This window comes from Acinetobacter sp. ESBL14, from assembly GCF_036668815.1.
Taxonomy (GTDB): Bacteria; Pseudomonadota; Gammaproteobacteria; order Pseudomonadales; family Moraxellaceae; genus Acinetobacter; species Acinetobacter gyllenbergii.
Genome location: NZ_JAZEVS010000002.1, coordinates 465,239 through 484,509 on the forward strand (window position 1 = coordinate 465,239; position 19,271 = coordinate 484,509).

Sequence of the window (19,271 nt, forward strand, 5' to 3'; positions counted from 1 at the left end):
AAATACAATTAACGTGACGGATGAATCATTTTATCCTGACCATTGTCATTTGAATTTGTGGCACAATCAAAATTATCAACCCTGAATGGATTGGTTGATCTCTCCTCATTGATGTTGGAAGGCTATTACATGAATGCGTTAACTCAAGAATTGGTAGAACTGCTGACTCTGGAAAAGTTAGAAGAGCATATTTTCCGAGGCAATAGCCGCAATTTGGTAGGCAAGCGAGTGTTCGGTGGGCAAGTGCTTGGACAAGCATTAAGAGCAGCGTCATATACCACAGATCGTCCTGCACATTCTTTACATGCTTATTTCTTGTATGGCGGTGATGTGAATGCACCGATCATTTATGAAGTTGATCCTTTAAGAGATGGTAAAAGTTTTGCCAGTCGTCAAGTTCGGGCGATCCAACATGGTCGTACTATTTTCTCGGCGATAGTCTCTTTTGCCAATCCGGAAGAAGGGCTGAATTATCAACATAAAGAACCTGAATACCCTGAGCCAGACACATTAAAATCTGAGAATGAATTAAAAGAAAGCCTGATTAATTTTGTGCCTGAAAATGTGCGTGCCAGTTTTATGCGTGAACGTCATGTGGAAATCAGGCCGACTCAGTTAATTAATCCGTTTCAGCCGCAGCCAGAAGCGCCGTTTTATGCGCATTACATTCGGACCCATGATGTAATTCCAGCCGATTTGGATGAAATCTCGCTGCATCAGGCAATTGTGGCATTCTATTCAGACTTTACCTTGATGACCACGGCATTGCGTCCACATGGCCTGTCTTGGATTTCACCGAATTTACAATGTGCCAGTATTGACCATACCATTTATTTTCATCGCCCACTGCGTGCAGATGAGTGGATGCTTTACGATATGGAAGCGACCATTAGTGCCAGTTCACGTGGGCTGAACTTTGGTCGTATGTGGCAAAATGGACAGTTGGTGTGTAGTACGGTGCAAGAAGGTTTGATTCGGCTCAGAGAAATCGAAACCCAGTAAAAATGAATCAACCCTAAAGCCATCATTCTGATGGCTTTTTTTATCATAAGGATGTGACAAAAAATTGCTCGATTCTTCCACATGAGCATGCCATAGTACGGCTAAGTTAAAATTTTATCCCTTCACAATGAATCTAAATACACAAATTTTAATTGCAGCTATACTCGGTGTGGCCTTTGGTTTTTTATTGCTGGCCTACCCACAGACGATCTTTGTTGACTATAGTCTTTATGGCTTGGGTATTTTAAGTAGCATTTTCATTGGTTTGCTGAAAATGTTGCTGATCCCACTGATTTTTAGCTCGATTGTGGTTGGTGTTTCTAATTTGCAGGCAGGCGGACAATTTGGTCGGGTCTGGAAAATTACCGCATTAAGTTGCTTGACCACCACGACCTTGGCTTTAATTCTAGGAATTAGCTGTGCGCATCTGTTTGAAGTTGGTAAAGGGGTGGATATTCAATTATTCCAAGCCGCAATGGATAGCCATCAAACCCCAGATACCTTAACCCCATCAAGTTTCTTTACGACCTTTATTCAGAATACATTGATCAATCCATTCAAGGCTTTTAGTGAAGGCAATGTGTTGGCCGTGGTGGTATTTGCCTTATTTCTGGGTGTGGCTTTGGTCAAAGGCGGCGAGCGTTTCGCCTTGGTGCGTAACATCAGTCAGCAATTCTTTGACATTATGATGATGTTAGTGGGCTGGGTAATGAAACTTGCGCCGATCGGGATTTTTGCACTCTTGGCAAAGTTGATTGCGACCGAAGATCTATCTGTACTCAGCCGTTTGGTTGAGTTTGCTGCGGTGGTGACAGGGACGACCATTTTCCATGGTGTGGTGGTATTGCCTGCCTTGTTGTGGATTTTTGGGCGGATGAATCCAATCACCTTTTTTAGAGGGGCGAGAACCGCTTTGGTTACGGCATTTGCCACCAGTTCCAGTTCTGCCACTATGCCATTGAGTATGAAATGTGCACAGGAAAATTTGGGGGTGCGACCACAAACGGCTGGCTTTGTTATTCCATTGGGTACGCAGCTGAATATGGATGGTACGGCACTCTATGAAGCGGCAGCAGCTTTATTTATTGCCAATTTGATGGGTTTAGATTTGAGTCTGACTCAACAGCTGATTGTCTGCTTAACTGCCATGATTGCATCCTTAGGTGCACCAGGGATTCCAAGTGCAGGGATGGTCACCATGATCATGGTACTACAGTCAGTGGGTTTACCCGCCGAAGCAATTGCAATTTTATTGCCGATTGATCGTGTGCTCGATACAGTACGCACCGTGGTCAATGTACAAGGCGATATGATGATCAGTGTGGTGGTTGATCGTTATGCCAAGAAAGCTGAAGCAGAGTCCAGTTGATTGGATGAAATAAAAAAGCAGGAAATCATTCCTGCTTTTTTTATATTTAAGAGTTAAGCTGCTTGCTGTAAAGCGCGTTTTGCAGCAGGTGAATTGTTCAGATAATTCACAGCGTCTTGGGTGTTGCCTTCTTTGACCGGGTCATACCACGGCATCAGGTAATCAATTTGTTGTGCAACCAACCATGCAGGGCCCGGCAAGATTTTCGCGTCTTTTAATGCGATCTTCGACCATTCGATCCAGATCCATGGTTTAAACAGACTTGGTTTCTTGTCGGCAAAACGAGGATCTTGACTCATGATATGTGCTGCGCCATCGACCCAAAGGCCAAGTACACCAATAATCACAGCAACACTCATGTAGTAACGTGCGATATAACCACCGCCCAAATGACGATAGAGATCAAATGCAACGGTACGGTGTTCAATTTCTTCAGAGCCATGCCATTTAATCAGATCAATCATTTCTGGATCTGCACCGAGTTCTTCCCAACGCTTGTTGTACAGAGCATATTTGCCGAGTACACAGGTCATGTGTTCAACAGTTGCAATCACACCTAGACGGAATAAATCCCACTGATGTTCGAGTACTTTCGGAATTTCCTTATCGAAGGGCTTGTCTGCCAAGACCTTGGTAAATAAGAAATCCATGATGTCGAGATTACGCTGGATATCAATATTACGCTGCGTCAAATATTCTTTATTGGCAGAGGTATGTGCAACGGCATGCATTGCTTCTTGGCGAATAAAGGCTTGAACGTCTTGCTTTAATTTTTCATCGGTAATTTTTGGAAGGACTTTGTTATATAAACGGCAAAACCAAAACTCACCAGCAGGTAAAATATTGTTAATTTCATTAATAAAATAGCTGGCGAAAGGTTGGTTTGGAATCCAATCCACTGGCGTATTTTCCCAGTCAAACTTTACTTTGCGTGGGAGGATTTTATAGTCAATCGAAGAACCAAGAACTTTGTTCTTCACAAATGATAGTAATTTCATCGTTTAGTCCTAATCGATAGTGCAATGAACCAACACTAAGCAGTATATGAAAACTACCTAGTGTTTGTGTTTAGCAATTCGGGACAATTAAAAATTATTTTATGCATCAAGTTGCATAAAATGCACTTTTTATTCTTGGATGTCGGTTTCTGAGGCTTCTGGGATCTGACTCAGGTCAAATTCAACGGGTTGATCCAGAGTGAAGTTCAGGCGGCCAGCCATTACACTGGCAAGTTCCTCTAGGCCAATACGATTGAGTGAAGAGAATAATTGGATGGAGAAATCCAGTTTCATCTTCTTCAATTGCTGTTTGACTTCGAGCAACACTTTGTTGGCTGGGCCACGATTGAGCTTATCCGCTTTGGTGAGCAGGATATGCACAAACAAATGGCGTGAATGTGCCCATTCCAACATCATCAAATCAAAGTGTTGTAAAGGATGACGAATATCCATTAACAGCACTAAGCCTTGTAAACTCTTACGATGAATTAAATAGTTTTCCAGTTCTTTCTGCCAGACGATTTTCATGGCTTCAGGAACCGCTGCATAACCATAACCTGGTAAATCGACCAAGCGTTGATCTGGATTGCCCAAGCTAAAAAAGTTGATCATTTGAGTACGACCAGGTTTTTTAGAGGCACGTGCCAATTGCTTTTGATTAGTTAATGTATTGATTGCACTTGACTTACCTGCATTGGAACGGCCTGCAAATGCGATTTCATAACCGGTATCTTCTACGCATAAAGCCAGTTTCGGCGCACTCATCAAAAATTCAGCTTGGCGTAACCATGTCAAAGACTGTACTGCATATTCAGTGATTGCAGGGTCAGCCTTTTTTTCATAACTGATTTTTTGTTTCGGTGCGAGTTTGGCTTTGGTGTCTTTCGATTTTTCACTACGACGCATAGAAGCTTACTTTTGAATAGGAATAGCAACGACCATTATAAAGGATGTGAGGCGTTCGTGCGAATCCTCATCTGTACATGATCTTTAAGCTTTCTGAATAAGCTCTAAAAAGTCGATGCTTGAGCGTGTGGAAGAGGGAATAATACCCTGTTGAACCACTTCGCCGAGTGTATATTGATCTAGGCTTTGATAAAAACATTCAAGTGCTTGATCCAAAATACCTTTCAGTCCGCAGTTGGCTCGCAGGACGCAAGGAGGAGTATTGCACTCAACAATTTGATGATTACCTTGTAAGGTTCGAACAATTTCGCCGAGTTTCAAATTCTTGGCTTCTGGATTTAAGCGCAAACCACCGCCTTTACCACGAATGGTAACAATCCAGTGTTGTTTACCCATGAAGTGCACCACTTTAACCAAGTGATTTTGCGACACATGCAAGTCTTCGGCGATATCTGCAATCGTGTACGGTACATCACTCGGGCGAGCAACATACATCAGAATCCTGAGTGCATAATCAGTAAATTTATTGAGTTGCATGGGATTTCACTCAATTGATTGCTTAAAATAGAAAGGGCCAGTCTAACATAGACTAGCCCTGTGCAAAACGTAGCGTGAATTAGCTGAGTTTCACACCACCTGTACCAAAGGCTTCGCTGTGAATATTGGCAGCAGGAATACCTCGAGCAACCAGCGCCTGATGTTGTGCTGCCATAAACGGCATTGGACCACATAAATAATAGTCAGCATTACTTGGCAATAAGGCTGCATCCATCGTGCTTAAATCAAGACGACCAGCAGCATCATAATCTTGACCTAAGACATCTTCTGTATGTGGGAATTCATAGGCTGTGAAGGTACTCAAACGTGGGTATTTGATTTTTACTTCTTCAATATGTTTCTTCATGGCATGCACTTGGCTGCTACGACAAGCATGAATGAAATTCACGGGTTGCGGCATATCTAAAGTCACCAATTGGTTCAACATTGCAATCATTGGGGTGAGACCGACACCACCACTGATAAAGACATTGCGCTTGCTGCTATCGATGAGATAGAAATTACCTGTTGGTGCAGATACTTCAATTTCTGAGCCTTCAGCTAAACCATGTAAGGTGCTAGACACCCAGCCACCTGCAAGTTCACCTTTTTCATCTTCACGTTTCACTGAGATACGTAAATAGTCAGCTTGCGGACTGGTTGATAGGGTGTACTGACGCGGTTGTCTTAAGTTGAGTTCAGGGACAAACACGCGGACTGAGATGTACTGACCTGCTTCATAGTGCGGCAAGGCGCCACCATCAATAGGTGCTAAATAGAAAGAGGTGATTTCATCGCTTTCCACGACTTTTTTGGCAATTTTAAAATTACGCCAGCCTAACCAACTGCCTTGTGTTTGTTGATGTTGATCATAAATCGCTTTTTCGGTGCTAATGAATAAATCAGCCAATTGACCATAAGCCGCAGCCCATGCTGCGATCAAAGGGTCTTCCATCGAGATGCTGAGTACTTCACTAATTGAGTGTAAGAGGTTTTCACCAACAATGCCGTAATCAGGAGATTGAATATTCAAGCTCACGTGTTTATGTGCAATCATTTCGACTACAGGTAGAAGTACCGATGGATCTTCAATGTTTTCTGCATAAGCCAACACAGCACCTGCTAAGGCCTGCGCCTGTGCACCACTGCGTTGATGTCCCATATTAAAGGTTTCTTTTAAATCGGGATGATTGCCCAACATACGGTTATAAAAGTATCCAGTCAGTGCAACGCCATTTTCACGTAGAACAGGAACAGTGGCTTTTACTAGGTCAATTTGCTGCGGAGTCATAAGTGATCTCTCTTGGCGATTGTTTATAAGATGTATTTAAAATACATCTTATAAGGTATATTTGCAATGCATATTTAAATAAAAGCCATAAAAAAATTAAGGGATAATTGATTATCCCTTAATTTACAATTCGTTATACTTTTATTATTTCCCGAAGAGTGAACCCAATAAGCCGCGGACAATTTTCTGTCCTGTGCTGCCACCTAAGCTACGTGCTGCGCTTTTGGCAAAGGTTCCGACGATATCTTGGGTGAGTTTTTCGCGATCACGTTGGGATTTTTCTGCGGCTTTTTGCTGCTCACGGGCGAAGCGTTCTTGCTCTTTGGCTTGTTGCTTGGCCAATGCATCTTGCTCTTTTGTTTGTTGTTTGGCTAACTCATCGGCTTGTTTTTGCTGAGACTGTTGCAGTACTTTTTTCTGCAGCATTTCATAGGCACTGTCCCGATCCACCGCTTGGTCATAGACGCCTGCGACAATACTTTGCCCAATAATGACTTGGCGCTCTTCAGGGGTGATTGGGGTAAAGGAAGAGTAAGGGGGCATTACCCAACCACGTTCCACGATTTGAGGTGTTCCTTGTTCATCTAGGCAACTAATCAATGCTTCACCGACGGCAAGTTCGGTAATCGCTTGATCGACTTTAAACTCAGGATTGGCACGGAAAGTATCTGCTGCGGTTTTGACTGCCTTTTGATCTTTAGGAGTAAATGCACGTAAGGCATGTTGCACACGGTTCCCCAATTGCCCTAATACGCTTTCGGGTAAATCCAGAGGGTTTTGGGTAATGAAATAAATCCCCACGCCTTTAGAACGGATCAAGCGTACCACTTGCTCAATTTTTTGTTGCAAAGCGGGACTAGCATTATCAAACAGTAAATGGGCTTCATCGAAGAAGAATACCAATTTTGGCTTGTCCATATCGCCGACTTCAGGCAACTGTTCAAATAGTTCAGACATCATCCAGAGCAGGAAGGTTGCATAAAGCTTTGGTGTGTTCATTAACTTATCAGCGGCTAGGATATTGATATAGCCATGACCATTGCTGTCAGTTTGGATGAAATCGAGAATATTCAGGCTTGGTTCGCCAAAAAACTGTTCGCCACCTTGATCACCTAATGCCAGCAAGTTACGTTGTATTGCACCCAGACTGGCAGGAGAAAGATTGCCGTATTCAGCCTTGAGACTGGCAGCATTTTCACTGACATAAGTCAGCATTGCTTTTAGGTCTTTAAAGTCAATCAGGAGCAGACCTTGATCATCGGCAACACGAAACACGGCTGATAGCACACCTTCTTGGGTGTCATTCAGATTCAGCATTTGTGCTAATAATAATGGGCCAATTTCCGAAATGGTGGTACGAATCGGGTGGCCTTGTTGCCCAAATAAATCCCAGAAAATAACAGGGGATGCGGCAAAAGGAACCGCATCCAGTTGTAAGCTTTTTAGGCGCTCATCAAATTTTGGATTACTGCTACCAGCTTTGGCCAAACTGGAAACATCACCTTTGGCATCGGCAAGAAACACAGGTACACCAATACGGGAAAAACTCTCGGCCATCACTTTGAGGGTGACGGTTTTACCTGTTCCAGTTGCACCGGCAATCAAGCCGTGTCGGTTGGCAAATTTAGAATGTAAAACAATCTCTTGTGTTGTATCTGTGGTTTTTTTAGCAATAACGATTGGCGTACTCATTCTTCACCTGTTTTTAATCTCAATCGAGCTGTTTTAATCCGTTTTGGATATCTTGAATTAAATCTTCTGGATGTTCTAGTCCTATACAGAAGCGAACCAATAAACCTTGTTGTAAATGTGTATTTTCCAGTGCACGCATTTGTTTGAGGTCATACAGCATGACCAAGCTGACGGGACCACCCCAACTAAAGCCCAGTTTAAACAGGTTAAGACTATCGCAGAATTTGCGAACCGCATTGAGATCATATTCAGGTTTGAAAATAACGCTGACTAAGCCTGCACTTTTTCCTGTGCTACAAATTTCTGACCAAAATGAATGACCTGCTGCATCAGGATCGCTTGGATGCAGAACTTGGTTAAATTGAGGTTGTTGTTTGAGCCAGTCGAGTAAGGTCAGGGCGCTTTGTGCTTGTTGCTCATAACGTAAAGACATATGCGCCAAACTACGTTGAATCTGCGCCGCATCATCACCTGAAATTGCAATGCCTTGAATCGCATGCATACGGAACAATTTGTGATGTAAGGCTTGCTCGCGGGTCACCACTGACCCCATGAGGATATCACCACCACCGCTTGGGTATTTGGTGAGTGCATGTACCGTGATGTCGACGGCCAAATGTTCATCTGAAAAATCAAAGGCATTAAACGCCAAGCCAGCACCCCAGGTGTTATCCAGTGCAGTGAGTACGTTGGCTTGCTGGGCTTTTTTAACCAAATTCTTGAGATCAGGGAATTCTAGCGTGACCGAGCCTGCTGCTTCGAGCCAGATCAGTTTGGCTTTTTCAGTGGGCTGAAAGCTGTTGGCATCAATTGGATTATAAATTTTAACGGTAATGCCATAGCGATCTTGTAGATTGTTTAAGTGTTCCAGATTGGGACCATAAATATTATCGGCGACCCAGACCTCATCACCAGAGCTTAAAAGTGCACTATTCACGAGATTAATCGCAGATAAGCCGCTTGGTGCAAGCAGGCAATAACGGCCGCCTTCAATTTGGGCAATATTATCGCCTAAGGTAAAGGTGGTCGGCGTACCATGCGTGCCATAGCTATAATCGTAAGCATCGCTCCAATGGCGATCAAAAAGGTGCGCTGTGCTTTTAAAAATAATCGTCGATGCACGAAATAAGGGAGGTTGGATGGTTTCAATATATTGAGGGGCTTGTCGTGGTGCATGAATCAGATTGGTCTGTGCTTTATTGTGTGTTGTCATAGGGCAAAATCAAATCAATATAATAAGTTAGGTTAAGAGAAAAGCGCGAAAGCTGCTAGCGCTTTGCTGTTTTTGTACAGAATCGGTACAGATTAAAGTCATTGGTCAAAACTGGCTTTATTTTTGCTAAGACTAAGTATCATTCTAACGATAATAGGTTTTAGCGCATGAAGTCGCATTTAAGAGTACATTATTTTCAGCATATTGCTGGTGAAGGTTTTGGCAGTTGCTATGATTATTTGAAAGCACACAAAGCAAAAATTACCGCAACGGAGTTTTTTGCCTTGCCTGTTGATTTGCCCTTGGAATTAGAAGCCCTACCACGTGTAGATGAGGTTGATCTACTGATCATTATGGGGGGTACTATGAGTGTCAATGATGAGGCAAATTATCCTTGGTTAAGGCTGGAAAAAAGATGGTTACGCCGTTATCTGGCTGCTGGAAAACCTGCGATTGGTCTATGTTTAGGTGGACAGTTGATTGCCAATGCCTTGGGGGCTGCTGTGAGTCGCAATCAGTATCAGGAGTTGGGGTGGATGGATGTTGGGCGTGCTTCGCATGTACCCGAAGAGTATTTTCAGATCCCAGAGCAGTTAAATATTTTACAATGGCATAGTGAGACCTTTGAAATCCCGAAAGGTGGGATTCGTTTGGCTGAGAATAAGGTATGTCGGAATCAGATGTATCAAATTGGACGTAATGTTTTAGGATTTCAATTTCATCCTGAAATGACACCGCATGCACTAGCCCTGCTGATTGAAAATGAAGAGGATATGGCAGTATTCAAGGGAGAGTACGTCCAGCCGATGTCCGAATTAAAAAGAACCTTAAAGAGTAAATTTGAACAAGGAAATCGTTTGCTCAATCAGGCAATTGATTATGTGGTGAGCGCTTAGTAAACAGGAATTTTATTAAAAAAAGAAAAGAAGAATTGCATAAGACTTAAACAATCGTTATAATGGGCGACCCTCAAATGGAGGGCGTTCACTACGAAGAAAGTAGTCAACGCATTACAGTCGTGGCATCGATCACGACCATAGTGATTTTCACTGCCCTTGACACTTACCAAAAGGTGAGGTGCGTCATGGGTGATTCTTTATATATTTGGCTTGGAGTTTACTGGTATGTCTAACCAGAGAATTCGTATCCGTTTGAAGTCTTTTGATCATCGTCTGATTGATCAATCTGCTCAAGAGATCGTAGAAACCGCTAAGCGTACTGGCGCACAAGTGTGTGGTCCAATCCCGATGCCTACTCGCATCGAACGCTTCAACGTTCTTACTTCACCACACGTCAACAAAGACGCTCGTGACCAGTATGAAATCCGCACTTATAAACGTTTGATCGACATCGTTCAACCAACAGATAAAACTGTTGATGCATTGATGAAGTTAGATCTTGCTGCTGGTGTAGATGTTCAGATCGCTTTGGGTTAAGGCTTTCGGTTAATTAGCTTAATTTATAAGTTAATTAGGCCGCTTTATTAGAGGTTTATGCACATGGCTATTGGTTTAGTCGGTCGCAAATGTGGTATGACTCGCGTCTTTACAGATGCTGGTGTATCTGTACCTGTTACAGTTATCGAAGTCGATCCAAACCGCATTACGCAAATCAAAACACTTGAAACTGATGGTTATCAAGCAATTCAAGTAACTACTGGTGAACGTCGCGAATCGCGCGTAACTAACGCTCAGAAAGGTCACTTCGCGAAAGCGGGTGTTGCTGCTGGTCGTTTAGTTAAAGAGTTCCGTGTTACTGAAGCTGAGCTTGAAGGCCGTGAAGTTGGTGCTTCTATCGGTGTTGATTTGTTCACAGTTGGTCAAATTGTTGACGTAACTGGTCAATCAAAAGGTAAAGGCTTCCAAGGTGGTGTTAAGCGTTGGAATTTCCGTACGCAAGATGCTACTCATGGTAACTCTGTATCTCACCGTGTATTAGGTTCTACAGGTCAAAACCAGACTCCTGGTCGCGTGTTCAAAGGCAAGAAAATGGCTGGTCACTTAGGTGACGAACGCGTAACAGTTCAAGGTCTTGAAATCGTATCTATTGACGCTGAACGTTCTGTTTTAGTTGTTAAGGGTGCTATTCCTGGTTCAACTGGCGGTGACGTTATCGTACGTCCTACCATCAAGGCCTGAGGGGAAATACTGTGAATTTAAAAACTGTTTCCGGCTCTGCTGTTGAATTGTCTGAAGTTGCTTTCGGACGTGAATTTAACGAAGCTCTTGTACACCAAGTTGTTACAGCTTACTTAGCTGGTGGTCGTCAAGGTACTCGTGCTCACAAATCACGTGCAGATGTTTCTGGCGGTGGTAAAAAGCCATTCCGTCAAAAAGGTACTGGTCGCGCTCGTGCGGGTTCTATTCGTAGCCCGATCTGGGTTGGTGGTGGTAAAACTTTTGCTGCTCGCCCACAAGATTGGTCTCAAAAAGTAAACCGTAAGATGTATCGCGGTGCAATGCAATGTATCTTAGCTGAACTTGTTCGCCAAGATCGTCTTGTATTAGTTGAAGAGTTTGCTGTTGCAGCTCCAAAAACTAAAGACTTGCTTGCAAAACTTACAGACTTGAATGCAACTCGCGCATTGATCATTACAGATGCTGTAGATGAGAACTTGTATCTCGCAGCTCGCAACCTTCCACACGTTGATGTGGTTGATGCTACTGCTATTGATCCTGTTAGCTTGATCGCATTTGATAAAGTTGTAATGTCTGTAGCTGCTGCTAAGAAAATTGAGGTAGAACTCGGATGAACAACGAACGTATCTATCAAGTCCTATTAGGACCAGTATTCTCAGAAAAAGCACAAGTTTTAGGTGATACTGCTGGTGTTCAAGTGTTCAAAGTTGCATTAAATGCAAACAAACTTGAAATCAAAAAAGCAGTTGAGCAACTCTTTGGTGTTGAAGTTGTAAAAATCAATACAACGATCACTAAAGGTAAAACAAAACGCTTTGGTAAAACATTAGGACGTCGTTCTGATGTGAAAAAAGCATACGTCACCCTGAAAGCTGGCCAAGATGTAGAAATGGCTGACTTGGGCGATACCGCTGAAAACGCAGCGGAATAAGGACGAGAATTATGCCAATTCAAAAATGTAAGCCAACGTCTCCAGGACGTCGCTTTGTAGAGAAAGTGGTTCATGACCATCTTCACAAAGGCGCGCCTTATGCACCGTTGGTAGAAGCTAAAAAACGTACTGGTGGTCGTAATAACAATGGTCACATCACTACACGTCACGTGGGTGGTGGTCATAAGCAAAACTACCGTATTGTTGACTTTAAACGTAACAAAGATGGTATTCCAGCGACTGTAGAGCGCATCGAATACGATCCTAACCGTACAGCTCATATTGCTTTATTGAAATATGCTGACGGTGAACGTCGTTACATCATTGCACCTAAAGGCTTACGCGCTGGTGATAAAGTTCAATCTGGTAACGATGCTCCAATTCGTCCAGGTAACTGCTTGCCACTTCGCAACATGCCAATCGGTTCTACCCTTCATAACCTTGAACTTAAAATCGGTAAAGGTGCTCAATTAGCACGTTCTGCTGGTACTTCAGTTCAGTTATTGGGTCGTGATGGTTCTTACGCTATCGTTCGTTTACGTTCTGGTGAAATGCGTAAAGTCCATGTTGAATGTCGCGCTGTAATTGGTGAAGTTTCTAACCAAGAAAGCAACCTTCGTTCATTGGGTAAAGCTGGTGCTGCGCGCTGGCGTGGTGTTCGTCCTACCGTTCGTGGTATGGCGATGAACCCAGTAGATCACCCGCATGGTGGTGGTGAAGGGCGTAGCAAAGGTATTCAACCTGTAAGCCCATGGGGTCAAAAAGCTAAAGGGTACAAGACACGTACCAATAAGCGTACGACTAAGATGATTATTCGCGACCGTCGCGTCAAGTAAGGGAATCTGAATAATGCCTCGTTCATTAAAAAAAGGTCCATTCGTCGACGCGCATTTGTTCGCTAAGGTTGAAGCTGCGATTGCTGCTAACAACCGTAAGCCGATCAAAACATGGTCACGTCGTTCAATGATCCTTCCAGACTTTGTTGGTTTAACAATTTCTGTTCACAATGGCCGTAACCACGTTCCAGTAATTGTTACTGAACACATGGTTGGTCATAAATTGGGTGAATTCGCGCCAACTCGTACCTATCGTGGTCACGGTGTTGATAAGAAGTCTAAACGTTAATAGGTGCTATGATGGAAGTAACTGCTAAATTACGCGGTGCCGCTATCTCGGCACAAAAAGCACGTTTAGTTGCTGATTTGATCCGTGGTAAGTCGGTTGCACGTGCGATAGACATTTTAAACTTCAGCAACAAGAAAGCAGCTGTGCTTGTTAAAAAAGCACTTGAATCTGCAATCGCGAATGCTGAACACAACAACAGCTTAGATGTTGATGACCTTAAAGTAACTACGATTTACGTTGATGAAGGCATGAGCCTTAAACGTATCATGCCACGTGCTAAAGGCCGTGCAGATCGTATTACTAAGCGTACTTGTCACATCACCGTTAAGGTAGGGGTTTGATATGGGTCAGAAGGTTCATCCAATCGGTATCCGCCTAGGTGTTGTGAAACGCCATAACGCTAACTGGTATGCGAGTCCGAAACAATACGCTGAATACTTGCTTAAAGATCTTCAAGTTCGTGAGTTTTTAATCAAAAAACTTAAAAACGCGATGATCAGCAATATTCTTATCGAACGTCCTACAGGCGCTGCTAAAGTAACTATTAGCACTGCTCGTCCTGGTATCGTTATCGGTAAAAAAGGCGAAGATATTGAGAAATTACAGCGCGAACTCACCAACATTATGGGTGTTCCAGCTCAAGTTAGCATCAATGAAATTGATCGCCCTGACTTGGACGCACGTTTAGTTGCTGAAGCAATTGCTTCTCAATTAGAAAAGCGTGTTATGTTCCGTCGTGCTATGAAGCGTGCGGTTCAAAACACAATGCGTGCTGGCGCTAAAGGTATCAAAGTTGAAGTTTCTGGCCGTTTAGGTGGTGCAGAGATCGCTCGTACTGAGTGGTATCGTGAAGGTCGTGTACCTTTGCATACACTTCGTGCTGACATCGACTATGCTACTATGCGTGCAGAAACAACATACGGTACGATCGGTGTTAAAGTTTGGATTTTCCGTGGCGAGATCTTAGGTGGCATGAAACAAGTCATGAACCCTGCTCCTGCTGAAGAGCGTCCAGCTAAACGCGGTCGTGGTCGTGGTGAAGGTCAAGAGCGTCGTGGTCGTCGCGGTGACCGTGCTGCTGACAAGGGAGAATAATCCATGTTGCAACCTAAACGTACCAAATTCCGTAAAGTGCACAAAGGCCGTAACACTGGTCTAGCGCATCGTGGTAGTACAGTATCATTTGGTTCGATTGCAATTAAAGCAACTGAACGTGGTCGTATGACTGCGCGTCAGATTGAAGCTGCACGTCGTACCATTAGCCGTCGTATCAAACGTGGTGGTAAAATCTTCATCCGCGTATTCCCAGACAAACCAATTACCGAAAAACCATTAGAAGTTCGTATGGGTAAAGGTAAGGGTAGCGTGGAATACTGGGTTTGTCAGATCCAGCCAGGTAAGATCCTGTACGAAATTGAAGGTGTTAGCGATGAGTTAGCGCGTGAAGCTTTTGCTTTAGCTGCTGCTAAACTCCCGTTTAAAACCACTATCGTGACTCGGACGGTGATGTAATGAAAACTAAAGATCTACGTGAAAAGTCGGTAGAAGAGTTGAAAGCTTTGCTTGATGAGCAACAGCTTAACCAATTCCGTCTTCGTATGGCGAAAGCAACTGGTCAATTAGGCAAATCGCATGAAGTGCAAATTGCTCGTAAGACAATTGCTCGTATTAAGACACTCCTTACCGAAAAACAGGGGAACGGACAATGAGTGAAAAAACAGTCCGCACGTTAACCGGCAAAGTCGTAAGCGACAAAATGGACAAGTCTATTGTTGTGCTTATTGAACGCCGCGTTCAACACCCGTTGTATGGCAAATCAATCCGCCGTTCAACTAAATTACACGCTCATGATGAGAACAATGTTGCTAAATTAGGCGACTTGGTAACCATCAAAGAAAGCCGCCCAATTTCTAAAACTAAAGCTTGGACTTTAGTGGAAGTAGTTGAAGCTGCTGCTGAGTAATTAGACGTTCTTGTTGCATCATCGGACAATTTCGAGTACTCTTTGAGCCTTTCGAAATTGTGACCGGTGATGCTCGGTTTTGGAGTAGGGCAATGATTCAAACCGAAAGTATGCTCGACGTAGCAGACAACAGTGGTGCACGCCGCGTACAATGTATTAAAGTACTTGGTGGTTCACACCGTCGTTATGCTTCAGTTGGCGATATTATTAAAGTTACTGTAAAAGAAGCAATTCCACGCGCACGTGTTAAAAAAGGTGACGTGATGAATGCTGTAGTTGTTCGTACAAAATTCGGCATCCGTCGTCCAGACGGTTCAGTTATTCGTTTCGACGATAACGCAGCTGTTATTTTGAACAACAACAAAGCTCCGATTGCGACTCGTATCTTCGGACCAGTGACTCGTGAACTTCGTACTGAACAGTTCATGAAAATCATTTCATTGGCTCCTGAAGTTCTATAAGAGGCAATCATGGCTAAGATTAAAAAAGGCGATCAAGTAATTGTGATCGCAGGTAAAGAAAAAGGCAAACAAGGTATCGTTTTGTCTGTTTCTGAAGATCGAGTTAAGGTCGAAGGCCTTAACTTAGTGAAGAAGCATCAAAAGCCAAACCGTGTAACTGGCGCTGAAGGCGGTATCGTTACTCAAGAGGCTACGCTTCATATTTCAAACGTGGCAATTTTTAATGCTACAACCCAAAAGGCTGACCGTATTGGTTACCAAGTGATTGATGGCGCGAAAACTCGTGTTTATAAATCAAATGGTGAATCAGTGGCGGTAGCGAAGTAATAGGTTGAATAGGCAATGGCCAGACTTAAAGCACGTTACAACGACGAACTTAAAGCAAAGTTACAAGAAGAACTTGGCGTTAAGAATGTGATGGATATTCCTCGCATCACAAAAATCACTCTTAACATGGGTGTAGGCGCAGCTGCAACTGATAAGAAATTATTAGATGGCGCTGTTGCTGATATGCAACTCATTGCTGGTCAAAAACCAGTTGTGACACTTGCTCGTAAATCAATCGCTGGTTTCAAAATCCGTGATGGTTGGCCGATTGGTTGTAAAGTTACTTTACGCGGCGACCAAATGTACGAATTCTTGGATCGTTTGATCTCGATCGCAATCCCTCGTATCCGTGACTTCCGTGGTTTCTCTGCGAAATCATTTGATGGTCGTGGTAACTACTCTATGGGTTTAAAAGAGCAAATCGTTTTCCCTGAAATCGATTTTGACAAGATTGATCGTATCCGTGGTTTAGACATCACGATTACGACAACTGCTCGTAGCGATGACGAAGGCCGTGCGCTTATGCGTGCATTCGGCTTCCCGTTCAAATAAGAGGTCGATATGGCTAAGAAAGGTATGATTAATCGCGAATTGAAACGCGAAAAGACAGTTGCTAAATACGCTGCAAAACGTGCTGAATTAAAAGCAACGATTGCAAATGTAAACGCAAGTGACGAAGAACGTTTCGAAGCGACATTAAAGTTACAGGCATTGCCACGTAACGCATCTCCAGTACGTCTTCGTAACCGTTGTGGTTTAACTGGTCGTCCTCATGGTTACTTCCGTAAGTTCGGTTTAAGCCGTAACAAATTACGTGACACAGTAATGCAGGGTGATGTACCAGGCGTTGTTAAGGCAAGCTGGTAAGGAGCGACTAAATGAGTATGCAAGATACCGTTGCCGACATGTTAACACGTGTTCGTAACGCACAAATGGCGAAGAAACAAACTGTTTCTATGCCTTCTTCTAAGTTGAAAGTTGCAATTGCAAACGTACTTCAACAAGAAGGTTATATTTCAGATGTAGCAGTTGCTCAAGAAGAGACAAAAGCTACTCTGACAATTACTTTAAAATATTTCGAAGGCAAGCCTGTTATCGAAACCGTTAAGCGCGTAAGCCGTCCAGGTCTACGTCAATATCGCGGTAAAGATAAAATTCCTAGCGTTAAGCAAGGTTTAGGTATTGCAATTGTTTCTACAAGCAAAGGCATCATGACTGATCGCGCTGCACGTGCTGCGGGCATCGGTGGTGAAGTTATTGCTTTTGTTTCTTAATAGGTGATTCCTCATGTCTCGTGTGGCTAAAGCCCCAGTAGCTGTACCTAACGGTGTAACAGTTACTCAGAACGGCCGGCAGGTCGAAGTGAAAGGCAGCAAAGGTACATTGTCTTTCAACCTGCATGCGCTGGTCGAGCTAAAACAGGAAGAAGGTAAACTTCAACTTGCTCCAGCTAAAGAGTCGAAAGACGCTTGGATGCAGGCTGGTACTGCTCGCGCTGTATTGAACAACCTTGTAAAAGGTGTTAGCGAAGGCTTCGAACGTAAGTTACAGCTTGTTGGTGTTGGTTATAAAGCTGCGGTTAAGGGTACTTCTGTAAACCTTAACCTTGGTTACTCACACCCGATTGACTACGCTTTACCTGAAGGTGTAACAGCGGAAACTCCAACTGCTACTGAAATCATTTTGAAATCAGCAAACAAGCAGTTGTTAGGTCAAGTGGCAGCGGAAATCCGTGCATACCGTGCTCCTGAACCATATAAAGGTAAAGGTGTTCGTTATTCGGATGAAGTTATTCTTCGTAAAGAAGCTAAGAAGAAATAAGGCGCGAGGTTCTTATGAACGAAAAGAAACAAACCCGTTTGCGTCGTGCGAAAAGCACACGCTTGCACATTCGTGCATTGGGTGCGACTCGTTTGTGTGTAAACCGCACGCCGCGTCACATCTATGCGCAAGTTATTTCAGCAGATGGTGGCAAAGTTTTAGCGCAAGCTTCAACTTTAGATGCATCTTTGCGTAGTGGTACTACTGGTAACGTGGAAGCGGCTACGAAAGTTGGTGCTTTGATCGCAGAACGTGCTAAAGCAGCTGGTGTTACCAAAGTTGCATTTGACCGTTCTGGTTTTAAATATCATGGTCGTATCAAAGCCTTGGCTGATGCTGCTCGTGAAGGCGGCTTGGAGTTCTAATCATGGCGAAAGTTGAACAAAACGAAGGTCTCGTTGAAAAGCTGGTTGCCGTTGATCGTGTAGCCAAGGTTGTTAAAGGTGGTCGTATCTTCTCTTTCACAGCATTAACTGTTGTGGGCGATGGTAATGGTCGTGTAGGTTTTGGTCGTGGTAAAGCACGTGAAGTTCCAGCTGCTATTTCTAAAGCACTTGAAGCTGCTCGTCGTAACATGATCACTGTAGACCTTGCTGGTACTACTTTACAACACCCTGTGAATGCTCGTCATGGCGCAAGCCGTGTATACATGCAACCTGCTTCAGAAGGTACTGGCGTAATTGCTGGTGGCGCTATGCGTGCTGTTCTTGAAGCTGCAGGTGTACATAACGTACTTGCTAAATGTTATGGTTCTACAAATGCTGCTAACGTAGTAAACGCAACTTTCAAAGGTTTGCGTGATATGACTTCTCCTGAGAAAGTCGCTGCGAAACGTGGTCTTTCAGTAGAACAAATTCAAGGGTAATCAATCATGAAAACGATTAAAGTTACCCAGACTAAATCTTCATCGCATCGTTTAAAAAATCATAAACTTTGCCTTCAAGGTTTAGGTCTGCGTCGTATTGGTCATACTGTAGAAGTGCAAGATACGCCTTCTAACCGTGGTATGGTCAACAAAGTTTACTATATGGTTAGTGTAGAGGAATAAGCCATGACTCTGCGTTTAAATGAACTTGCACCTGCAGAAGGTGCTAAGCGTGAACACCGTCGTTTAGGCCGTGGTATCGGTTCTGGCGTTGGTAAGACTGGTGGCCGTGGTGTCAAAGGTCAAAACTCACGTAAAAGTGGTGGTACTCGTCCAGGCTTTGAAGGCGGTCAAACTGCGTTATATCGTCGTTTGCCTAAATTCGGTTTCACTAGCCAAATCGCTTTGAAAACTGCTGAAGTACGTTTGTCTGAGCTCAATAAAGTTGAAGGTGATGTTGTTAGCCTTGAAACTTTAAAAGCTGCGAATGTTGTTCGTCGTGACCAAATTCGTGCTCGCATCGTTCTTTCTGGTGAAATCACTCGCGCATTCACTGTTAAAGGTGTTGTGTTGACTAAAGGCGCTAAAGCTGCTGTTGAAGCTGCTGGCGGTAAAGTCGAGGAGTAATCTCG

General features: G+C 43.6%; 29 protein-coding genes and 1 pseudogene. 24 read left to right on the forward strand and 6 right to left on the reverse strand.

What is annotated here, in order from left to right:
* Window positions 1–129: 129 nt before the first annotated feature.
* Together V6E90_RS10345 and V6E90_RS10350 are read left to right on the forward strand one after the other, a co-directional pair.
* Window positions 130–1,002, forward strand: coding sequence for an acyl-CoA thioesterase (locus V6E90_RS10345; RefSeq protein ID WP_332605275.1), 873 nt, complete (start codon window positions 130–132; stop codon window positions 1,000–1,002).
* 127 nt (window positions 1,003–1,129) lie between these two features.
* Window positions 1,130–2,371 carry a dicarboxylate/amino acid:cation symporter gene (locus tag V6E90_RS10350; protein WP_332605276.1) on the forward strand — a complete coding sequence of 414 codons (1,242 nt, stop codon included), beginning with the start codon at window positions 1,130–1,132 and terminating at the stop codon, window positions 2,369–2,371.
* 53 nt (window positions 2,372–2,424) lie between these two features.
* Here V6E90_RS10350 and V6E90_RS10355 read toward each other — a convergent pair whose 3' ends face one another.
* The 6 genes from V6E90_RS10355 to V6E90_RS10380 form a co-directional block, all read right to left on the reverse strand.
* Window positions 2,425–3,369: a metal-dependent hydrolase gene (locus V6E90_RS10355; protein ID WP_332605277.1), complete on the reverse strand. Its 945-nt coding sequence runs from the start codon at window positions 3,367–3,369 to the stop codon at window positions 2,425–2,427.
* Window positions 3,370–3,498: 129 nt separating this feature from the next.
* Window positions 3,499–4,275 carry a ribosome biogenesis GTP-binding protein YihA/YsxC gene (gene yihA / locus V6E90_RS10360; protein WP_016542829.1) on the reverse strand — a complete coding sequence of 259 codons (777 nt, stop codon included), beginning with the start codon at window positions 4,273–4,275 and terminating at the stop codon, window positions 3,499–3,501.
* Window positions 4,276–4,359: 84 nt separating this feature from the next.
* Window positions 4,360–4,812: an RrF2 family transcriptional regulator gene (locus V6E90_RS10365; RefSeq protein ID WP_016542830.1), complete on the reverse strand. Its 453-nt coding sequence runs from the start codon at window positions 4,810–4,812 to the stop codon at window positions 4,360–4,362.
* A 79-nt stretch (window positions 4,813–4,891) separates the two neighbouring features.
* Entirely contained in the window at window positions 4,892–6,103 is a 1,212-nt protein-coding gene (gene hmpA / locus V6E90_RS10370; protein WP_023271267.1) for an NO-inducible flavohemoprotein, read from the reverse strand.
* A gap of 144 nt (window positions 6,104–6,247) precedes the next feature.
* Entirely contained in the window at window positions 6,248–7,795 is a 1,548-nt protein-coding gene (locus V6E90_RS10375) for a helicase HerA-like domain-containing protein (protein WP_023271268.1), read from the reverse strand.
* A gap of 19 nt (window positions 7,796–7,814) precedes the next feature.
* Window positions 7,815–9,008: a PLP-dependent transferase gene (locus V6E90_RS10380; protein ID WP_332605278.1), complete on the reverse strand. Its 1,194-nt coding sequence runs from the start codon at window positions 9,006–9,008 to the stop codon at window positions 7,815–7,817.
* 167 nt (window positions 9,009–9,175) lie between these two features.
* On the opposite strand from V6E90_RS10380, the gene V6E90_RS10385 reads away from it, so the two are divergent.
* The 22 genes and pseudogenes from V6E90_RS10385 (at window position 9,176) to rplO (ending at window position 19,266) form a co-directional block, all read left to right on the forward strand.
* Window positions 9,176–9,904: a type 1 glutamine amidotransferase gene (locus V6E90_RS10385; RefSeq protein ID WP_016542834.1), complete on the forward strand. Its 729-nt coding sequence runs from the start codon at window positions 9,176–9,178 to the stop codon at window positions 9,902–9,904.
* Window positions 9,905–10,132: 228 nt separating this feature from the next.
* On the forward strand, window positions 10,133–10,444 hold the full coding sequence (gene rpsJ, locus V6E90_RS10390) for a 30S ribosomal protein S10 (RefSeq protein ID WP_000070912.1): 312 nt from the start codon (window positions 10,133–10,135) through the stop codon (window positions 10,442–10,444).
* Between the two features lie 63 nt (window positions 10,445–10,507).
* Window positions 10,508–11,146 (forward strand): 50S ribosomal protein L3, encoded by a 639-nt coding sequence (gene rplC, locus V6E90_RS10395; RefSeq protein WP_004657674.1) that lies wholly within the window; start codon window positions 10,508–10,510, stop codon window positions 11,144–11,146.
* An 11-nt stretch (window positions 11,147–11,157) separates the two neighbouring features.
* Window positions 11,158–11,760 (forward strand): 50S ribosomal protein L4, encoded by a 603-nt coding sequence (rplD, locus tag V6E90_RS10400; protein WP_004804113.1) that lies wholly within the window; start codon window positions 11,158–11,160, stop codon window positions 11,758–11,760.
* Window positions 11,757–12,077, forward strand: a complete 321-nt coding sequence (gene rplW / locus V6E90_RS10405) for a 50S ribosomal protein L23 (RefSeq protein ID WP_004641070.1) — start codon at window positions 11,757–11,759, stop codon at window positions 12,075–12,077. Before rplD ends, rplW begins: the two co-directional genes overlap by 4 nt.
* A gap of 11 nt (window positions 12,078–12,088) precedes the next feature.
* Window positions 12,089–12,913, forward strand: a complete 825-nt coding sequence (gene rplB, locus V6E90_RS10410) for a 50S ribosomal protein L2 (protein ID WP_004657675.1) — start codon at window positions 12,089–12,091, stop codon at window positions 12,911–12,913.
* 13 nt (window positions 12,914–12,926) lie between these two features.
* A complete protein-coding gene (gene rpsS / locus V6E90_RS10415; RefSeq protein WP_004641066.1) occupies window positions 12,927–13,202 on the forward strand; it encodes a 30S ribosomal protein S19 in 276 nt (91 codons plus the stop codon).
* Between the two features lie 11 nt (window positions 13,203–13,213).
* Window positions 13,214–13,543 carry a 50S ribosomal protein L22 gene (rplV, locus tag V6E90_RS10420; protein WP_004657676.1) on the forward strand — a complete coding sequence of 110 codons (330 nt, stop codon included), beginning with the start codon at window positions 13,214–13,216 and terminating at the stop codon, window positions 13,541–13,543.
* A gap of 1 nt (window position 13,544) precedes the next feature.
* Window positions 13,545–14,361 (forward strand): annotated as a pseudogene (rpsC, locus tag V6E90_RS10425) (30S ribosomal protein S3).
* On the forward strand, window positions 14,301–14,714 hold the full coding sequence (rplP, locus tag V6E90_RS10430) for a 50S ribosomal protein L16 (RefSeq protein ID WP_004657678.1): 414 nt from the start codon (window positions 14,301–14,303) through the stop codon (window positions 14,712–14,714). The pseudogene rpsC and the gene rplP overlap by 61 nt, the downstream one beginning before the upstream one ends.
* Window positions 14,714–14,911 carry a 50S ribosomal protein L29 gene (gene rpmC, locus V6E90_RS10435; protein WP_000849927.1) on the forward strand — a complete coding sequence of 66 codons (198 nt, stop codon included), beginning with the start codon at window positions 14,714–14,716 and terminating at the stop codon, window positions 14,909–14,911. The genes rplP and rpmC overlap by 1 nt, the downstream gene beginning before the upstream one ends.
* Complete coding sequence (gene rpsQ / locus V6E90_RS10440) at window positions 14,908–15,165, forward strand: 30S ribosomal protein S17 (protein ID WP_004657679.1); 258 nt, start codon at window positions 14,908–14,910, stop codon at window positions 15,163–15,165. The genes rpmC and rpsQ overlap by 4 nt, the downstream gene beginning before the upstream one ends.
* Window positions 15,166–15,257: 92 nt before the next feature.
* Window positions 15,258–15,626 carry a 50S ribosomal protein L14 gene (gene rplN, locus V6E90_RS10445; protein ID WP_004657680.1) on the forward strand — a complete coding sequence of 123 codons (369 nt, stop codon included), beginning with the start codon at window positions 15,258–15,260 and terminating at the stop codon, window positions 15,624–15,626.
* A gap of 9 nt (window positions 15,627–15,635) precedes the next feature.
* Window positions 15,636–15,953, forward strand: a complete 318-nt coding sequence (gene rplX / locus V6E90_RS10450; RefSeq protein ID WP_004804115.1) for a 50S ribosomal protein L24 — start codon at window positions 15,636–15,638, stop codon at window positions 15,951–15,953.
* 15 nt (window positions 15,954–15,968) lie between these two features.
* Window positions 15,969–16,505 carry a 50S ribosomal protein L5 gene (gene rplE / locus V6E90_RS10455; RefSeq protein ID WP_004641052.1) on the forward strand — a complete coding sequence of 179 codons (537 nt, stop codon included), beginning with the start codon at window positions 15,969–15,971 and terminating at the stop codon, window positions 16,503–16,505.
* 9 nt (window positions 16,506–16,514) lie between these two features.
* The gene (gene rpsN / locus V6E90_RS10460; protein ID WP_004641050.1) at window positions 16,515–16,820 is read left to right on the forward strand and encodes a 30S ribosomal protein S14; all 306 of its coding nucleotides are present in this window, start codon (window positions 16,515–16,517) and stop codon (window positions 16,818–16,820) included.
* An 11-nt stretch (window positions 16,821–16,831) separates the two neighbouring features.
* Window positions 16,832–17,227: a 30S ribosomal protein S8 gene (gene rpsH, locus V6E90_RS10465; protein WP_004775883.1), complete on the forward strand. Its 396-nt coding sequence runs from the start codon at window positions 16,832–16,834 to the stop codon at window positions 17,225–17,227.
* A 13-nt stretch (window positions 17,228–17,240) separates the two neighbouring features.
* Window positions 17,241–17,774: a 50S ribosomal protein L6 gene (rplF, locus tag V6E90_RS10470; RefSeq protein WP_016542838.1), complete on the forward strand. Its 534-nt coding sequence runs from the start codon at window positions 17,241–17,243 to the stop codon at window positions 17,772–17,774.
* 14 nt (window positions 17,775–17,788) lie between these two features.
* Entirely contained in the window at window positions 17,789–18,139 is a 351-nt protein-coding gene (gene rplR / locus V6E90_RS10475) for a 50S ribosomal protein L18 (protein ID WP_004641044.1), read from the forward strand.
* A gap of 2 nt (window positions 18,140–18,141) precedes the next feature.
* Window positions 18,142–18,639 carry a 30S ribosomal protein S5 gene (gene rpsE, locus V6E90_RS10480; protein WP_004657688.1) on the forward strand — a complete coding sequence of 166 codons (498 nt, stop codon included), beginning with the start codon at window positions 18,142–18,144 and terminating at the stop codon, window positions 18,637–18,639.
* Window positions 18,640–18,645: 6 nt separating this feature from the next.
* Complete coding sequence (gene rpmD / locus V6E90_RS10485; RefSeq protein ID WP_003653652.1) at window positions 18,646–18,822, forward strand: 50S ribosomal protein L30; 177 nt, start codon at window positions 18,646–18,648, stop codon at window positions 18,820–18,822.
* A gap of 3 nt (window positions 18,823–18,825) precedes the next feature.
* Window positions 18,826–19,266 (forward strand): 50S ribosomal protein L15, encoded by a 441-nt coding sequence (gene rplO / locus V6E90_RS10490; RefSeq protein WP_016542839.1) that lies wholly within the window; start codon window positions 18,826–18,828, stop codon window positions 19,264–19,266.
* Window positions 19,267–19,271 lie beyond the last annotated feature (5 nt).